This is a genomic window from Natronococcus pandeyae, from assembly GCF_008122205.1.
In the GTDB taxonomy this organism is placed as follows: Archaea; Halobacteriota; Halobacteria; order Halobacteriales; family Natrialbaceae; genus Natronococcus; species Natronococcus pandeyae.
The window spans coordinates 387,109-402,745 of the sequence record NZ_PHNJ01000003.1 but is presented as its reverse complement, the minus strand read 5'-3'; the positions used below and the strand labels follow the sequence as shown (position 1 = coordinate 402,745).

The window sequence follows — 15,637 nt, the reverse complement described above, 5'->3', positions numbered from 1 at the left end:
GTCCGTTCGCACGGTATGCGAGACTTCGGTCTCGCACTATTCGCACGGCTCGCGGGACCTCCGGTCCCGCGCTGGCGCAAAGAATCTCGACCAAAAAAGCGCCGCTCACTCACTGCGTTCGTTCGCGGTACTACTCACGAGTTGCTCAGCTCACTCGTCCTCGACGAGACAGTACGCGTGACCCGGCTCTTCGAGAATCGTCTCCTCGTCGTCGTCCCAGTAGTTCGAGAAGACGCCGCGCTCGGCGTAGTAGATCCGCCCGTCGTGTGGAACCGGCGCGCTCGAGACGTGGCCGCGGTTCTCGACCCGCCAGCGGCGGTCGCCGGTCTCCTTGTCCAGCGCGTACAGGTGCGTATCGTAGGAGCCGACGAGAATCGTCTCGGCCGTGGCCGTCACCGCACCGATTATCGATCCGTTGACGTCCGTCGACCACAGCTCTTCGCCGGTGTCGCAGTCGAGGGCGTAGACGTGATCGTCGTTGCTCCCGGTGTAGACGACGTCTTCTTCGGGATCCAGCGCGGGGTTGGCCATGGATCGGTTCCCGAACTCGAAGGTCCACTCCTCGGAGCCGTCCTCGAGATCGATACAGTGGAAGCGCTCGTCCCACGAGCCGACGTAGCCGTAGCCGTCGTGGGCCGCGATCGTTCCCTTGATCTCCGCGCCGAGGTTGAACTCGCCGTCGGCTTTCGACTCGCCGTCGGGGCCGTCCTCGCCGCCGGTCTGGTACTCCCAGGCAAACTCGAGGGATGGAAACTCCCAGCAGTAGACGACGCCGTCGTTCGAGCCGGCACAGATTCGACCCGTCTCGAGGTCGACCGTCGGCGAGGGATGGGGCTGGCCCCAGATGCGGTCGTCGCTCCAGGTCGGCTCGCCGGTTTCGGCGTCGAACGTCCAGAGCGCGCCAGAGGAGGGACTGCCGTACTCGGCGATGACGTAGAGCGTACCGTCGTAGTAGACGGGACTCGAGCCGATCGCCAGGGTATCCTCGAGTTCGTGAGATCGCGTTCGCCAGACGATATCGCCGGTCTCGACGTCGATTGCGTACATGTCGCCGTCGTAGCCGCCGATATAGGCGGTCCCGTCGACGATGGCCGGCGAACCGTGAAAGCCGAGGTCGGTCGCGCCGGTCTTGGTCGCCCAGCGTAGCTCGCCCGCAGGTTCGACGGCGTGGACCCAGCCCGTATCGCCCGCGATCACGATCGTCTCCCCGTCGGGCGTCGGGAGCGGACTCGACTTCGCCGCGGCGTGGCCGACGTTGTTGATCGGGAACGACCAGTTGACGCTGACGGCGTCCGGAACGGTCTCCTCCGGGAAGTAGCCGAGTCGGCGCAGTCCGCGACGGAACATCGTTACGTCGTCGTCCGGATGCGTCGCGTACTCCGAGACGCTGTCGGCGACATCGTCTGTCTGGGAGGACGTCCCGTCGGATCCGGATTCGTCGTCCGTCGGTTCCCAGAAGGTACAGCCGGCGAGGCCCGTGGCTGCAGCGACGCCGGCCGCGCGGAGAAACTGTCGACGGACGCGACCGTCGTCGGCGGATCGGGAGGTTCGAGATTCGTCTGACATGCGGCGAGACTCTGGTGGAACTCGAGCAGTGAGCCGACAAAAGCGATCCGATGTACGTCCACTCGCGTGACAGTTCGACTCGAAAGCGGTCGGTCGCTACTCCTTCTGGGCGTCGACCACTGCGACACCCGCCAGGTTGACGATATCCTTGACCTCGTCGCCTCGCTGGAGGACGTGAACCGGTTTGTCCATGCCGACGAGCATCGGACCGATCGCCTCCGCGCCGCCGAGTCGCTGGAGCAGTTTGTAGCCGATGTTACCCGCCTCGAGGTTCGGGAAGACCAGCACGTTCGCGGGCTCCTCGAGTTCGGAGAAGCCGTACGTGCCCTCGAGGATGTCCTCGACGACGGCGGTGTCGGCCTGCATCTCTCCGTCGACGGGGAAGTCGACTTCGGGGTCGTTCTGGAGGAGGTTCGCGGCCCGTCGCGGTTTGCGAGTTCCTTCGTTGTCGACGCTGCCGAAGTTCGAGTAGGACAGCAGGGCGGCCCGTGGCTCGACGTTGAACCGGCGGGCGAGTATCCCGGTCTGTTTCGTCACCTCTGCGAGGATGTCCTCGTCGGGCGACTGGTTCACCGTGGCGTCGGCGATGAAGACCACGCGGTTCTTGAACGTGAGCATGTAGACGCCGGCGGCGTAGTCGACGTCGTCGGCGGTGCCGACGACCTGCAGGGGCGGGCGAAGTGCCGAGGGGTAGTGGTGGGAGAGACCCGTCAGGAGCGCGTCTGCATCGCCCTGTTCGACCATCACACTGCCGAAGTAGTTCGAGTCGCCCTCGATGAGTTCGCCCGCCTCGGTCCGCGTGATGCCTTTTCGCTGGCGCAGTTCGTGGAGTCGATCGGCGTACTCCTCGTAGTCGCCGACGGCCGGATCGGCGACCTGCGGCTCGAAGTCCAGTCCGAGATTCGCGGCCGTCTGTCGGATCTCGCTCTCGTCGCCGATGAGGATCGGCATGGCGATCCCCTGCTCTTCGATCTGGTAGGCCGCCCGGATCATCTTCTCGTTCTCGCCCTCCGCGAGCGCGACCCGCTTGGGGTCGCTTTTGGCCTTGTTCAGGACGACTCGCATCATCTCGCGGGATTTGCCCAGACGGGCTTCGAGCTGTTCTTCGTACTCCTCGAGATCGATCTCGGTGCGGGCGGCACCCGACTCCATCGCGGCTTCGGCGACCGTGGGAGCGACGCGGAACAGCACGCGAGGATCGACCGGCTTCGGGATGATGTACTCGGGGCCGTACTGGAGGGGTTCGTCTCCGTAGGCCTTGACGACGGCGTCGGGGACGTCCTCGCGAGCGAGGTCGGCGAGGGCCCTGGCGCAGGCGACCTTCATGTCCTCGTTGATCTCGGTGGCGCGCACGTCGAGCGCCCCGCGGAAGATGAACGGGAAGCCGAGCACGTTGTTGACCTGGTTCGGGTAGTCCGAACGCCCGGTCGCCATGATGACGTCGTCGTCGCGGGCCGCTTTGGCCTCCTCGTAGCCGATCTCGGGGTCGGGGTTCGCCATCGCGAAGATGATCGGATTGTCGCCCATCGACTGGACCATCTCCTGGCTGACGAGGCCGCCGATCGAGAGACCGACGAAGACGTCCGCCCCGCGCATGGCGTCTTCGAGGTCGCCGCCCGGGACGTCGCGAGCGAACTCTCGCTTGTACTCGTTGACGCCTCCCGCCTCCGCTCGCTTCCGCGTGATGATCCCGGAGGAGTCACACATCGTGATGTTCTCCTTCCGGCAGCCCAGCGAGACGTAGAACCGGGCCGTCGCGATCGCGCTCGCTCCGGCACCCGAGAAGACGATCTCGAGATCCTCGAGGTCCTTGTTCGCGATGTCGGCGGCGTTGACGAGTGCGGCGCCGGAGATGATGGCGGTGCCGTGCTGGTCGTCGTGAAAGACCGGGACGTCCATCTCCTCGCCCAGCCGTTCCTCGATCGTGAAACACTCTGGGGCCTTGATGTCCTCCAGGTTGATCCCGCCGAAGGTCGGCTCCATCATCTTCACCGCGCGGATCAACTCGTCCGGGTCGGCCTCGTCGAGTTCGATGTCGAAGACGTCGATGTCCGCGAAGCGTTTGAACAGGACGCCCTTCCCCTCCATGACCGGCTTCGAGGCCTGTGCGCCGATGTCACCGAGGCCTAATACGGCGGAGCCGTTCGAGACGACGCCGACGAGGTTTCCCTTCGCCGTGTACGTGTAGGCATCCGTCTCGTCCGCATCGATTTCCATACACGGCGCGGCGACGCCTGGCGAGTACGCGAGCGACAGGTCACGCTGTGTATTCGTCGGTTTCGTGGTCGATATTTCGATCTTTCCGGGTGGATCCGTTCGGTGGTACTCCAGTGAATCCTCGTCAAGTCCCATACCGATGGCACTGTGGGGGGACACTAAAAACAATGTGAAAGAGGGGTTCGACGCCTGTCGAAATAGTCGTTCAGACGTAACGGCCAATCGCGTTCACGGAGTCGACCGTTTTATACGCACCGCGCCAGTGAGGTGGGGTATGGACGTCGCGCTTGGTGGGACGTTCGACCCCGTCCACGACGGCCACCGTCGGCTGTTCGAACGGGCGTTCGAACTCGGAGACGTGACCGTGGGACTGACGACCGACGAACTCGCACCACAGACTCGCCACGTCGATCGACACGTCAAATCGTTCGACGAACGAACGCAGGCTCTCGAGGACGAACTCGAGCCACTCGCGATCGAACACGACCGCGAGTTCGAGATTCGGCCGCTGGAGGAGCCGACCGGAATCGCGACGGAGCCACAGTTCGAGTATCTGGTCGTCTCACCGGAGACCATCGAGGGCGGCAAGCGTATCAACGAGATTCGCCACGAACGCGGCCACGACCCCCTCGAGATCGTCGTCGTTCCGCACGTCCTCGCCGACGACGACGACATCATCTCGAGTACCCGAATCGTCAACGGCGAGATCGACGAGCACGGAACGGTTCTCGAGGCGGACGTCGAAACGGGTCGACAGGACCCCGACTGATCGACTGAACGGTTCATCAGTCACTGTTCGTTCACCCTGACTGCCAGCTTGTGGTCACGTTTACGGACGCCGGCACTGTTTTCGTCCACGTATCGTACACTTACGCGGAGTCAGGATCGGAATGCCTCGCTGAAACGGTTACCAGCGCGGCGGCTCGAGTCCAGCGTCCTCGAGCAGGGTTTTCCACCGTGACTGAATCGAGAGTCGAGAGACGTCTGCGGCGTCTGCGACCGCACCCTGTGTTCGACCGTCGCCGGCGACGAGCGAACCGGCGTAGAGGCTGGCCGCGAGCAGTGCCTGCTTCGACCGGTCAGCCTCTGGGACGTCCGTCAGGAAGAGTTCCGTGGCGCACGATCGTGCCTCGCTCGACAGCTCCAGCCGGTCGGCAGCCTGCTCGAGTTTCTCGAGCCAGGATTCGTACTCGATGCGATCCCGGGCGCTGTGCATACGTCGAGGTATCGCTCCATCCGAAATAAATCCACGGTCCGCGTCAGTGTCTCGAACGCGAGCCAGTAATCGAAGGCCGATTCGATCGTCTCGCCGGCCAATACTGGGCTAGGAACGACAACATTCAGCTACGAACGACTCAGCAAACCGGCCGTTCACCCGCGATTTCACTAGGATACAACTACTAAAGCCCCAAACCACCAATTCCTGCATTGACGTCCGTCGCTCCGTCGGGGCTGGCGGTTCACGTTATCATGAAGGAACCAACATGCAAGCTGGTGTGTACCGGTTGCGGCCTCGAGATGCCGTACCGAGATCGGTCGCTAGCCGAACAGGCGGCTGAACTCCACCAGCTTCGCGATTCGGAACACGTCACCTTTATCGTCCCACCAGACTGGTCGCCCGAGGAGCCGGTGAAACACGAGTGAGTCGGATCGACAGCTTCTTACTCGATTCGTGACAAGCGAGGGACGAGCGCGGGTAGCCAAGCCAGGCCAACGGCGCAGCGCTTAGGACGCTGTCCCGTAGGGGTCCGCCGGTTCGAATCCGGTCCCGCGCATGCTTCTCCGAGCAACTTCGCGAGGAGAAGCATCGCCGACCGATTCGAACGAGAGAAGACGCGCGCAGCGAGAGCGAGCACGTCTTCGCGTTGTTCGAATCCGGTCCCGCGCACTAAACGAGTTTTTGAACGAGAGAAGACGCGCGCAGCGAGAGCGAGCACGTCTTCGCGTTGTTCGAATCCGGTCCCGCTCTTTCTGCACGAACGACGGTGCTTCAGAAATCGAACTCGAGCCCGTGATACGCCAGACAGCCGACCGTCGCCGCGAAACACCACGTGACCCGATCCGTGAGCGACGTTTCGTAGCGCGTCGTCTCGATCAGCCAGCCTGGGATCTCGAGGTCGCCGCCGAACGTGTGGCTGAGCAGTGGATTGGAACCCGACTGCTCGTTGCCCTGCGTGAACAGGTACTCGTCGGAGTACTCCGAGGGGCCGATGTAGTGGTCGTTGAGTCCGTCGATGACCTCACTCGCGGCGTCGACGCCCTCCGGCGTGGGGAAGATCGCCTGACCGACGCCGTCGGCGAGGTCGCTGCCGTAGATACCCTTCGAGTCGTGCAGGTCGAACGCCACGTCGGGATCGCACTCTTCGATCACGCTCCAGAGTTCTCGAGCGAGTTCGGACTTCGGCTCCTCGCCGGTCGGCCAGTGGCGGTTGAGGTTGCCGAGGTCGCCGCTGTAGCTGTGACCGTGGATCGCGGTCACGTCCGCGTGCGGGATGACGACCAGTTTTCCCTGCTTCGGGGTGAGCGAGACGAGACGCATCGCGGCGTCCTGGGCGGACCGCTCGAAGCCGTGCTGTCCGGCGACGACGACGGCCGTCGGCCCGTCGCGTTTGGCCTCCCGGACGTAGACGCCGGTCTCGAACTTGGTGTCGGGAAGGATCGTCTCGTCGGGCGTCGGCGTCCAGACGCCGTCCGGAATCGGGGACCGGGCCGGGCAGGACTCGTCCGCCGCGACCGACTGATTGGCTTCGGGTGGCTGCTTTGCCGTGGCCGACTGACTCGCCGCCCCCGCGAGTGCGGTGGCGCCTGCCAGTTTCATGTATGTTCTCCGTGTCGGTGAATTTCCATTCATCTATACATTCACGATAACAGATATTGCATCTAAACGTCCGCCTTCACATATCCGCTCTTCAATACCCGTAGCTTCGTCTTGAACGATCCCTGAGAAGACGTCGAGACCGCCGGCATGACATGTCTCCTCTCCAATATTATTCCGTTCAACGTCGCCACTGTCTCCACCCCGCCAGAAGCCGCGGAGTCGATAGATCCGGCCCTACGCGGCTGTTCTGCTCGTCGAGCACTCCTGTGATACTCTTTGTCATACGAACGTCAGACACTCCACAACGCTTATTCGCGCGGGAACGGCTTGTATGAGCAATGGCCGGGTTAGACGATGTGTTCGGGGATCTCTTCTCGAATGTCGACGCCGCTGCGCTCTTCTCGCCGAGCGGATCGTACTACGAACGGTTCGTCGAGGTGGACGAGGTCGACGTAATCGTCGTCGGAACCGAGAACGACGTCAGCGCGGAGACGTTCGTCGAACTGCCGCTCGAGTTCGACAACATCTCCGACCGGATCCGCTTCGGGCTCGAGGGGGCGCTCAACCAGGACATCATCGAGGACGGCGACACACTGGCCTGCGCGACGAGCGTCTTCAGCGACGACATCGATACGGTGTCTCGCGTGCGGGCAGACGCGGACTCCCACACCGGGATCTACGATCTGTTCGCGCGGTCCCGCGCGGATCCCGAGGTCATCAAGTCGGTGCTGGAACTGGCGATCGAACTGGGACAGAAGGGACAGAAAGGGAAGCCGGTCGGCGCGCTGTTCATCGTCGGTGACGCGGGCAAAGTGATGAACAAGTCTCGGCCGCTGTCGTACAACCCGTTCGAGAAGTCCCACGTCCACGTCGGCGATCCGATCGTGAACGTGATGCTGAAGGAGTTCTCCCGGCTCGACGGTGCGTTCGTCATTTCGGACGCGGGCAAGATCGTCTCCGCGTACCGATACCTCGAGCCGTCCGCGGAGGGGGTCGACATTCCGAAGGGGCTGGGTGCCCGCCACATGGCCGGCGGTGCGATCACCCGAGACACGAACGCGATCGCGATCGTGCTCTCGGAGAGCGATGGGCTGGTCCGGGCGTTCAAGGCCGGAGAGCTCATTCTGGAGGTCGATCCGGAGGCGTACTGAGTATGGTAGACTGGCAGACGCTCATCGACGAGCCAGCGGTCATCGCGACGGCGGTATTGATTCTGGGTGTCGTCGTCGGCTATCTGGTCGGCCGACTCAACGAGGAGTTGCTGACGGCCTCGGGCGTGCCGGAGGCCGTCGAGGGGACGCCGTTCGAGCGGACGGCTCAATCGCTCGGGACGTCGACGGTCGAGATCGTCGCCCGGTTGAGCGCCTGGTTCATCTACGGGATCGCCGTGCTGACGGCGATCCACATCGCCCAGTTGCTCGATACTGACGCCTTCTGGCTGCGCGTGACGGAGTTCATCCCGCAGGTGTTCGTCGCCGTTCTCGTCGTGATCGTGGGGTTCGTTGTCGCGGACAAGATGGAACTTGCCGTCAGCGAGTATCTCCGCGGCGTCAAACTGCCGGAGGTCTCCCTGCTCCCGAAACTCGTCAAGTACTCCGTTCTCTACGTCGCGCTGATCATCGCGCTGGGCCAAATCGGCGTTCACGTTCTCGCGCTGATGATTCTGCTCACCGTCTACGCTGCGGGCCTCGTTCTCGTCGGCGCCTACGCCTTCCAGGATTTCCTGGTCTCGAGCGCGGCCGGGATCTACCTCCTCCTCAACCAGCCGTACGGTATCGGCGACCGGGTTCGAATCGGCGAACAGGTCGGCATCGTCCAGGAGGTCGACCTCTTCGTCACGAAGATCGAGGACGACTCCGAGGAGTACATCGTGCCGAATCGGAAGGTCTTCGAGGACGGTATCGTCCGGATTCGAGAGTAGCTCGGAGCCGAAGGTTCCGTTCACGAACGGTGCTGTTCGCCATGAGTAGCGATACTCTTTTGACCTCTCGAAAGACGAGGGGTGATCGATCGGAACTGAAGAACGAGGGATGTCGAACTCGAGATCCAGTCACGACTGCGTGTAGCGTGTCAGGAGGTTCGAGAACAAGGGTGTCGATCTCGAGACGCGGATCCAGCGGCTCCACGAGAACGAGCAACTCGAGACCAACTGAATCGTCAGTCTCAGTCCTCGAGCGAGAGGCCAGCGTGCCAGCGGTCGACGCCCACCTCGCGCTTTTTCTCGTCCATTTTCGCGAGCAGGTGGGTCGCGAGCGTGGCGGTCTCGGCGGCGCGTGACTCGCCCTCCTTGCTGAACTCGCCGCCCTGTCGGTCGGCGTAGACGGTACAGACCGCGCCCGCGCGGAGTCCGTAGATGCTCGCCAGCGTGAGGATGGCGCTCGCCTCCATCTCGATGTTCTTGACGTTCGCCTCGGCGAGTTGGTCGACCAGATCCGTGGAGCCGGCCGCCTCGAACCCTTCGAAGCCGGGCCGACCCTGGCCGGCGTAGAAGGAGTCGGCGCTCATCGTGACGCCGGTGTGGTAGTCGTAGCCGAGGCGCTCGGCTGCGGCGACTAACGCGGCGACGACCTCGTAGTCGGCGACGGCGGGGTAGTCCTCCCGGACGTACTCGTCGCTGGTCCCCTCCTGGCGGAGGCCGCCGGTCGTGATCACGAGGTCGCCGACGTCCATCTCGGGCTGGACCGCGCCGCAGGAGCCGACCCGAATGAACGTATCGCTACCGACGCGGGCGAGTTCCTCGACGGCTATCGCGGCGGACGGACTCCCGATTCCGGTCGAGGTGACCGAGATGGGCGTCCCCTCGTAGCTCCCGGTTGCAGTCCGGTACTCACGGTGGTGGGCCCGCATCTCGTGGTCGTCCCAGTAGTCGACGATGACCTCGAGTCGCTCGGGGTTTCCCGGCAAAAGCACGGTGTCCGCGACGTCGTCCGCGTCGACCTCGAGGTGGTACTGTACGTCGGCGTTCGGATCTTCACTGTCTCCGGGCATTCGGGTCCGCCGATTCGCACCCGCGCTGTATATAAATGCCGGGCGGCCGTAGCCCGACCATGGGAGACGCCACGCTCACGGACACGTACGTGGCCGCGCTACAGCACGATCTGGCCGATCTACCGCCGGACGCGACGCTGGTCGGCGTCGTCCGCAGTCCGACGCCGTGGTTCCACGCGGCCGTCGACGAGAACGTCCCCGAACTCGGCCCGCCTGCCGACGTGCTCGAGTCGATCCGGCAGACCGAAGACGAGCTGAAGATGCAGGGGCTCTGTGAGGAGGGCGCGCACAACGCCGCGTGGGAGCAGGTCGAGTTCGGCGAGCAGTACCGGCGCCATCTCGAGGACTCGACGGAGGCACAGTCGGCGCTCGAGTCTCTCGCGGATCGCCTCGCGTCCGGCGAGTCGCTGGCGCTGGTCTGCTACGAGAACACCGAGAAGAAGCGGTGTCACCGGACGATTCTGCGGGATCGACTCGAGGAACGCACCGGAAACTGAACCGTCGGCGCGTTCCTCGGGCCTTTGCGTCCGCTACTCGAGCGTTTCTTGCGTGATCGTATCCGGCAGCAGTTCTCCGAGCGTGTACTCCGAAACCGGTTCGTCCTCACCCTCGTCACAGAGCACGACGAGGTCCTCGTCGCAGAACTCCGAGAGCGTCTGCCGGCACATCCCACAGGGCGTGACGCCGTCTCGGCGGCCGGAGCTGACGGCGATCCGTTCGAAGTCGCGGTGGCCCTCCTTGACCGCCTCGGCGATGGCGACCTCCTCGGCGTGAAGGCTGTTGCTGAAGTTCGCGTTCTCGAGGTTACAGCCGACGAATACCTCCCCGTCGGTCGTCTCGAGGGCGGCACCGACCGGATACTCGGAGTAGGGAATGTGAGCCTGCGACTGGATTTCGCGGGCGGCGTCGATCAGTTCGTTCATGGACACGATACGTCGATGCGATCCAAGAAGGCACCGACCCGACGCGGACGGGAGCGATCGACCGCTCAGACGGTCCGCTGTAACTGTTTACCGGGGCAACCGCGAGCCGTCCTGCGGTTGCTCCGGAAATGACTCACAGCGGTCCGTATCAGTCCTCGTCGCTGTCGTAGGCCTCGCCGGCCGCCTCCGGCAGCCGGGTCTTGCCGACGAAGACGAGGACGACGATCACCGTCACGTACGGGATCGTCCGGATGAGCTCCGTTGGAACCGCGTAGCCGAGGTTCTGGAGCTGAATCTGGAGCGCCTCGAGCCCCGCGAAGAGGAACGAGCCGCCGAGCGCGCCGATCGGGTGGTAGTTCGCGAAGAGATAGGTCGCGATGGCGATGAAGCCGCGGCCGCCGATGGCCGTCTCGCCGCCGCCGGCGAACGTGCCGAGTTGGCCGAGCGCGAAGCCGGCCCCGCCGAGGCCCGCGAAGACGCCAGAGAGCACCACCGCGGCGTAGCGCACCTTGCGAACGTCGACGCCCGCCGTGTCGAGCGCCTTCGGGTTCTCGCCGCTGGCGACGACCCAGCGGCCGAACGCCGTCCGGTTGAGCAGGTACCAGCCCACGGCGGTGGCCCCGAGCATGAGGTACACCTGCGGCGGCGTGTCGAACAGCAGGTAGCCGAAGAACGGGATCTCCGACAGCACCGGGATCGTCACGTTCTGGAATCGTCCGACGCCGGCGGTGTTCGGGCTGTCGAAGACGATCCGGGAGGCGAACGGAGCGAGTCCGAGCGCGATCAGCCAGACTGCGAGCCCCGCGATGATCTGGTCGGCTTTGAAGTCGATGCAGACGATGGCGAAGATCAGCGCGAAGAGGGTGCTCGCGAGGACGCCAACCGCGAAGCCCCACCAGTGGTGAGAGAGCAGCATCGTCGACTCGCCCGATCCCAGCCAGAACGTCACGATGATGGCCGAGAACGCCGAGACGATGAGCAGCCCCTCGAGCCCGATGTTGATCACGCCGCTCTTCTCGGCGAAGATCCCGCCGAGCGCGGCCAGCGCGATGGGAACGGCGAGGCGAAGCATCGCCGTGTGCGTGCTCGGACTGGCCGTGATCGAGAGCAGGACGCCCGCCCACGAGTCGGGAAAGACGAGGCCCGCGACGATCCAGAGCGCGGTGAGCGCGCCGAGGATACCGAGGACGGTACGACGATCGATGTCGTCAATCATCGGCCTCACCTCCGTCGGCCCGGACGGGTGCGGGGTCGCCGACGTCGACGTACCGGCGGCCGATCATCCGGAAGAACTCGGGCATCGCGACGAAAAGGATGATGAGCCCCGAGAGGATGCCGACGAGTTCTGGCGGCACGTCCGTGGCGGTGTTGATCGAGTTCGCGCCACTCGAGAGAATGCCGAAGAGCAGCGCCGCGAAGCCGACCCCGAGCGGATTGTTCCCCGCGAGGATCGAAACGGCGATACCGTCGAAGCCGAGCGGCGGCACGTTCTCGAGCCAGTAACCGTGTTGCATCAGCACCCAGAAGGCGCCGGCGACGCCGCCGAGCGCCCCCGAGAGTGTCATGCTCGCGACGGTCATGCGCTTCTCGTCGACGCCACCGTAGGCCGCCGCCTCGGGCTGTGTACCGCTCGTCCGGAGCTCGTAGCCGAACGAGGTGCGGGCGAGCAGCCAGGCGACGGCGATCATGAGCGCGATCGCGAAGCCGAGCGCGAGCAGCGAGAAGTCCATCCGTCCGCTGAAGCCAACGAACGGCAGGTTCGGGATCTCGGCGTACTCCGGCACTGGACGGGTCTGGGGGTTGGCGCTGTCCGGATCCTGGAACCGCCAGGAGAGCAGCGTCGACGTGACGCCGATCGCGATAAAGTTGAGCATGATCGTCGTAATTACTTCGTTCGCGTTCGCGTACGCCTTGAGCGCCCCCGGAATCGCGCCGTAAAAGCCGCCGCCGACCGCGCCCGCGAGGACGCCGATCGGTACCAGGAGCGCGGTGCCGACGAAGCCGCCGGGGACGTACGAGGCCGCGAACAGGACCGTCACCGCGGTCAGCATGCCGCCGACGATCAGCTGTCCCTGCGTTCCGATGTTGAACAGGCCCGCCCGAAACGCGACGGCGACGGAGAGTCCGGCAAAGATCAGCAGAGTCGTCTGGCGGAGCGTCGTCGCGAGGCTGTAGTTCATCGGAGTCCAGTCGCCCCCGAGTGGGTGGCCCAGCGAGCCGAGGAACAGCTCGTAGTAGACCTGCATCGGGTTGTAACAGAAGGTGGCGCCCGCGAGATCGAGCCCCGCCCGGCAGGATGCGAAGCCCCCGGAGACGAAGACGAGAACGCCGCCGACCAGGATCGCCGCGAACAGCGCCGCGACGCTGATAACGACGCGCTCGACGACCGACGCGTGGACGAGTCGGTCGAGCAGGCGCTCGATATCGTCCCGCATCAGCGCTCACCCCCGTCGGCGGGTTTGTCGACGTCGACCGTCGACTCGCGACCGCGAGCGTCGGTTTCGTCCGGGCGTTCGCCGGCCATGAGCAGGCCGAGCTCCTCCTCGGTGACCGCGTCGGGATCGGTCACGTCGACGAACTCACCCTCGTAAATGACGGCGAGTCGGTCGGACAGCGCCTGCACCTCGTCGAGCTTCGAGGAGACGAGCAGGACCGCCTTCCCCTCCCGACGGAGTTCGAGGAGCCGATCGTGGATGAACTCGGTCGAGCCGATATCGACGCCCCGCGTCGGATGAGTCGCGACGACGAGCTCCGGATCGCGCTCGAGTTCGCGGCCGACGATGAACTTCTGTTGGTTGCCGCCGGAGAAGGATTCGGCGTCGGCGTCGGCGTCCGGCGGTCGGACGTCGTAGGTCTGGATGACGTCCTCCGCGTGGTCGCGAACGCCGTCCCAGTCGATGCGGCCGTTAGTGGCGAACCGCGCCGACCGCTGACTGCCGAGGACGGCGTTCTCGACGAGATCGAACGGCATGACGAGTCCCTGCTCGTGGCGGTCCTCCGGAACGTGTGCCATGCCGGCGTCGATCCGGCGGCGCCGCGACCAGGACGTTACGTTCTCCCCGTCGAAGTGGACCGTCCCCTCGTCGGGCGTTCGGAGCCCCGTGATCGCGTCGATCAGCTCGCTCTGTCCGTTCCCGTCGACACCTGCGATGCCGAAGATTTCGCCGGCGTGAACCTCGATGTCGATGTCGGAGACGAGTTCGACCCCGCGGTTGCCCTCGACGGTCAGCCCCGACGCCGAGAGGATCGGTCGACCGGCGTCGACCGGTTCGCTGTCGGCCTCGAGAAGGACCTCGCGGCCGACCATGAGTTCGGCGAGCTCCTCGCGGGTGGTCTCGTCCGGCTCGACCGTCCCGACCGACTTCCCGTCCCGAAGGGCGGTGATCGCGTCGGCCGCGTGCATCGCCTCACCGAGCTTGTGGGTGATGAAGATGATCGTCTTCCCCTGGTCGGTGAGCTCCTCGAGGACGCCGTAGAGGTCTTCGACCTCCTGGGGCGTCAGCACGGCCGTCGGCTCGTCGAGGATGAGCACGTCGGCACCGCGGTATAGCGCCTTCAGGATCTCGACGCGCTGCTGGGCACCGACGCTCAGTTCGTCGACCGTCGCCGACGGGTCGACCGAGAACCCGTAGCGGTCACAGAGGTCCTCGATCTCGCGGTCGATGCGGTCGTGGTCGACCGCCAGTCCCCACCACTTTCGCGGCTCGCTGCCGAGCGCGATGTTTTCGGCGACGGTCATCGTGTCGACCAGCATGAAGTGCTGGTGGATCATGCCGACGCCCGCGTCGATCGCGTCCCGCGGCCTGTCGAACGACCGCTCCTCGCCGTCGACGACGACGCGGCCCTCGGTGGGCTCGTAGAGTCCGTAGAGGACGTTCATCAGCGTCGTCTTGCCGGCCCCGTTCTCGCCCAGCAGCGCGTGAACGCTCCCGCGCTCGACGCGGAGGTCGACGTCGTCGTTCGCGACGACGCCGGGGAACCGCTTCGTGATCCCGTCGAGGTGGACGGCGAGCTCCGCGTTCGGTCGTCCACCGCGCTCCGTGGCTGTACCCGGATCACTCATAGCACTCACAGCTCGTCCGGAACCTCGATCTCCCCGTCGATGATCTGCTGTCGGGTCGATTCGACCTCCTCGGTGATCTCGTCCGGAATCTCGTCGCCGATCGACTCCCCGTAGACGTTCTCGACCGCGTCGTCCTCGAGGCCGAGCTCCTCGACTTCACCGCCCTCGAAGGCGTCGTCGATGACGGACTCGATCGCGGTGAACACCGCCTCGTCCACGCGCTTGACCATACTCGAGAGAATGACGTCCGCGTAATCCTCCTGGCTCACGGACTGGTCGTCGTCGACGCCGATCGCGAACCGGCCCTCGGATTCGGCGGCCTGGAAGACGCCGATTCCCGTCCGGCCCGCGGCGTGGAAGACGACGTCCGCGCCGGACTCGTACATCGAGCGCGCCGTCTCCTGGCCGCCTGCGGTGTCGTTGAAGTCACCGACGTAGCTCGAGAGAACCTCCGCGTCCGGGTTGGCGTGTTCGACGCCGGCCTCGAAGCCGGCGTGGAACGACTCGATCAGCGGCGACTCCGCACCGCCGACGAAGCCGACGACCGACTCGTCGGGGTTGGTCTCGCCGTCGCCGGCCGCGAACTCGGTATCCGTCAGCAGGCCCGCGAGGGTCCCGACGAGGAACGAACCCGCGGGCTCGTCGAAGACGTAGCTGCGGACGTTGTCCGCCTCGACGACCGTATCGACGATCATGAAGTTCTGATCGGGGTACTCCTCGGCGTTCCCGACGAGCGCGTCCTCCTGGGCGAAGCCGATACAGCTGACCAGATCGTAGTCGCCGGAGTCGGCGAAACTCCGCTGTGCGCCGTCGAACTCGCCGACGGAGTCCGGTTCGGCCTCGTCGAACGAGACGCCGAACTCCTCTTCGGCCTGCAGGACGCCCTGTTGGGCCATGTCGTTGAACGAGTCGTCGCCCAGCCCGCCGGTCGCGTAGACCATGCCGACGTTGCTATCTTCACCCTCTCCTCCCTCGTCGAACCCGCCGACGCAACCGGCAAGCGCCGCGAGACCGGCCACACCCGTGCTGTACAAGAACGTCCGTCTATCACGCACCATGATA

At 65.0% G+C, this 15,637-nt stretch carries 15 protein-coding genes and 1 tRNA gene; 6 read left to right on the top strand and 10 right to left on the bottom strand.

Features of this window, described 5'->3' with window-relative positions; genetic code table 11:
* Positions 1 to 150: 150 nt before the first annotated feature.
* Together CV102_RS08665 and CV102_RS08660 are read right to left on the bottom strand one after the other, a co-directional pair.
* Positions 151 to 1,566 carry an outer membrane protein assembly factor BamB family protein gene (locus CV102_RS08665; protein WP_148857493.1) on the bottom strand — a complete coding sequence of 472 codons (1,416 nt, stop codon included), beginning with the start codon at positions 1,564 to 1,566 and terminating at the stop codon, positions 151 to 153.
* A gap of 96 nt (positions 1,567 to 1,662) precedes the next feature.
* Positions 1,663 to 3,918 carry an NADP-dependent malic enzyme gene (locus CV102_RS08660; RefSeq protein ID WP_148857492.1) on the bottom strand — a complete coding sequence of 752 codons (2,256 nt, stop codon included), beginning with the start codon at positions 3,916 to 3,918 and terminating at the stop codon, positions 1,663 to 1,665.
* Between the two features lie 139 nt (positions 3,919 to 4,057).
* On the opposite strand from CV102_RS08660, the gene CV102_RS08655 reads away from it, so the two are divergent.
* Positions 4,058 to 4,552: a phosphopantetheine adenylyltransferase gene (locus CV102_RS08655; RefSeq protein WP_148857491.1), complete on the top strand. Its 495-nt coding sequence runs from the start codon at positions 4,058 to 4,060 to the stop codon at positions 4,550 to 4,552.
* Positions 4,553 to 4,690: 138 nt separating this feature from the next.
* Here the strand turns inward: CV102_RS08655 and CV102_RS08650 are convergent, their stop codons facing one another.
* The gene (locus CV102_RS08650; RefSeq protein WP_148857490.1) at positions 4,691 to 4,999 is read right to left on the bottom strand and encodes a transcription initiation factor IIB family protein; all 309 of its coding nucleotides are present in this window, start codon (positions 4,997 to 4,999) and stop codon (positions 4,691 to 4,693) included.
* 254 nt (positions 5,000 to 5,253) lie between these two features.
* Between CV102_RS08650 and CV102_RS25840 the strand changes: the two genes are divergently transcribed.
* Both CV102_RS25840 and CV102_RS08645 read left to right on the top strand, forming a co-directional pair.
* A complete protein-coding gene (locus CV102_RS25840) occupies positions 5,254 to 5,427 on the top strand; it encodes a hypothetical protein (protein WP_167937937.1) in 174 nt (57 codons plus the stop codon).
* A 46-nt stretch (positions 5,428 to 5,473) separates the two neighbouring features.
* A tRNA-Leu gene (locus CV102_RS08645) sits at positions 5,474 to 5,558 on the top strand.
* 215 nt (positions 5,559 to 5,773) lie between these two features.
* Here the strand turns inward: CV102_RS08645 and CV102_RS08640 are convergent.
* Positions 5,774 to 6,601: a succinylglutamate desuccinylase/aspartoacylase family protein gene (locus CV102_RS08640; protein ID WP_148857489.1), complete on the bottom strand. Its 828-nt coding sequence runs from the start codon at positions 6,599 to 6,601 to the stop codon at positions 5,774 to 5,776.
* Between the two features lie 338 nt (positions 6,602 to 6,939).
* On the opposite strand from CV102_RS08640, the gene dacZ reads away from it, so the two are divergent.
* Positions 6,940 to 7,752, top strand: a complete 813-nt coding sequence (gene dacZ / locus CV102_RS08635) for a diadenylate cyclase DacZ (RefSeq protein WP_148857488.1) — start codon at positions 6,940 to 6,942, stop codon at positions 7,750 to 7,752.
* A 2-nt stretch (positions 7,753 to 7,754) separates the two neighbouring features.
* Entirely contained in the window at positions 7,755 to 8,522 is a 768-nt protein-coding gene (locus CV102_RS08630; protein ID WP_148857487.1) for a mechanosensitive ion channel domain-containing protein, read from the top strand.
* 242 nt (positions 8,523 to 8,764) lie between these two features.
* On the opposite strand, the gene CV102_RS08625 is transcribed toward CV102_RS08630, so the two are convergent.
* Positions 8,765 to 9,589 (bottom strand): nucleoside phosphorylase, encoded by an 825-nt coding sequence (locus CV102_RS08625; RefSeq protein WP_148857486.1) that lies wholly within the window; start codon positions 9,587 to 9,589, stop codon positions 8,765 to 8,767.
* 59 nt (positions 9,590 to 9,648) lie between these two features.
* On the opposite strand from CV102_RS08625, the gene CV102_RS08620 reads away from it, so the two are divergent.
* Positions 9,649 to 10,086: a DUF488 domain-containing protein gene (locus tag CV102_RS08620; RefSeq protein WP_148857485.1), complete on the top strand. Its 438-nt coding sequence runs from the start codon at positions 9,649 to 9,651 to the stop codon at positions 10,084 to 10,086.
* Between the two features lie 33 nt (positions 10,087 to 10,119).
* On the opposite strand, the gene cdd is transcribed toward CV102_RS08620, so the two are convergent.
* From cdd to CV102_RS08595, 5 genes are all read right to left on the bottom strand, one after another.
* On the bottom strand, positions 10,120 to 10,512 hold the full coding sequence (gene cdd / locus CV102_RS08615) for a cytidine deaminase (RefSeq protein ID WP_187432898.1): 393 nt from the start codon (positions 10,510 to 10,512) through the stop codon (positions 10,120 to 10,122).
* Between the two features lie 148 nt (positions 10,513 to 10,660).
* On the bottom strand, positions 10,661 to 11,728 hold the full coding sequence (locus CV102_RS08610) for an ABC transporter permease (protein WP_148857483.1): 1,068 nt from the start codon (positions 11,726 to 11,728) through the stop codon (positions 10,661 to 10,663).
* Positions 11,721 to 12,947, bottom strand: coding sequence for an ABC transporter permease (locus CV102_RS08605; RefSeq protein ID WP_148857482.1), 1,227 nt, complete (start codon positions 12,945 to 12,947; stop codon positions 11,721 to 11,723). The genes CV102_RS08610 and CV102_RS08605 overlap by 8 nt, the downstream gene beginning before the upstream one ends.
* Positions 12,947 to 14,575, bottom strand: a complete 1,629-nt coding sequence (locus tag CV102_RS08600; RefSeq protein ID WP_148857481.1) for an ABC transporter ATP-binding protein — start codon at positions 14,573 to 14,575, stop codon at positions 12,947 to 12,949. Before CV102_RS08600 ends, CV102_RS08605 begins: the two co-directional genes overlap by 1 nt.
* A 5-nt stretch (positions 14,576 to 14,580) precedes the next feature.
* Positions 14,581 to 15,633 (bottom strand): BMP family lipoprotein, encoded by a 1,053-nt coding sequence (locus CV102_RS08595; protein ID WP_148857480.1) that lies wholly within the window; start codon positions 15,631 to 15,633, stop codon positions 14,581 to 14,583.
* Positions 15,634 to 15,637 lie beyond the last annotated feature (4 nt).

Bases quoted from the DNA above. Each gene is read 5' to 3' on its own strand.
- cdd (WP_187432898.1), bottom strand. From the start codon at position 10,512: ATGAACGAACTGATCGACGCCGCCCGCGAAATCCAGTCGCAGGCTCAC.
- CV102_RS25840 (WP_167937937.1), top strand. From the start codon at position 5,254: ATGAAGGAACCAACATGCAAGCTGGTGTGTACCGGTTGCGGCCTCGAG.
- CV102_RS08625 (WP_148857486.1), bottom strand. From the start codon at position 9,589: ATGCCCGGAGACAGTGAAGATCCGAACGCCGACGTACAGTACCACCTC.
- CV102_RS08630 (WP_148857487.1), top strand. From the start codon at position 7,755: ATGGTAGACTGGCAGACGCTCATCGACGAGCCAGCGGTCATCGCGACG.
- CV102_RS08650 (WP_148857490.1), bottom strand. From the start codon at position 4,999: ATGCACAGCGCCCGGGATCGCATCGAGTACGAATCCTGGCTCGAGAAA.
- CV102_RS08620 (WP_148857485.1), top strand. From the start codon at position 9,649: ATGGGAGACGCCACGCTCACGGACACGTACGTGGCCGCGCTACAGCAC.
- CV102_RS08640 (WP_148857489.1), bottom strand. From the start codon at position 6,601: ATGAAACTGGCAGGCGCCACCGCACTCGCGGGGGCGGCGAGTCAGTCG.
- dacZ (WP_148857488.1), top strand. From the start codon at position 6,940: ATGGCCGGGTTAGACGATGTGTTCGGGGATCTCTTCTCGAATGTCGAC.
- CV102_RS08655 (WP_148857491.1), top strand. From the start codon at position 4,058: ATGGACGTCGCGCTTGGTGGGACGTTCGACCCCGTCCACGACGGCCAC.
- CV102_RS08660 (WP_148857492.1), bottom strand. From the start codon at position 3,918: ATGGGACTTGACGAGGATTCACTGGAGTACCACCGAACGGATCCACCC.
- CV102_RS08610 (WP_148857483.1), bottom strand. From the start codon at position 11,728: ATGATTGACGACATCGATCGTCGTACCGTCCTCGGTATCCTCGGCGCG.
- CV102_RS08665 (WP_148857493.1), bottom strand. From the start codon at position 1,566: ATGTCAGACGAATCTCGAACCTCCCGATCCGCCGACGACGGTCGCGTC.
- CV102_RS08600 (WP_148857481.1), bottom strand. From the start codon at position 14,575: ATGAGTGATCCGGGTACAGCCACGGAGCGCGGTGGACGACCGAACGCG.
- CV102_RS08595 (WP_148857480.1), bottom strand. From the start codon at position 15,633: ATGGTGCGTGATAGACGGACGTTCTTGTACAGCACGGGTGTGGCCGGT.
- CV102_RS08605 (WP_148857482.1), bottom strand. From the start codon at position 12,947: ATGCGGGACGATATCGAGCGCCTGCTCGACCGACTCGTCCACGCGTCG.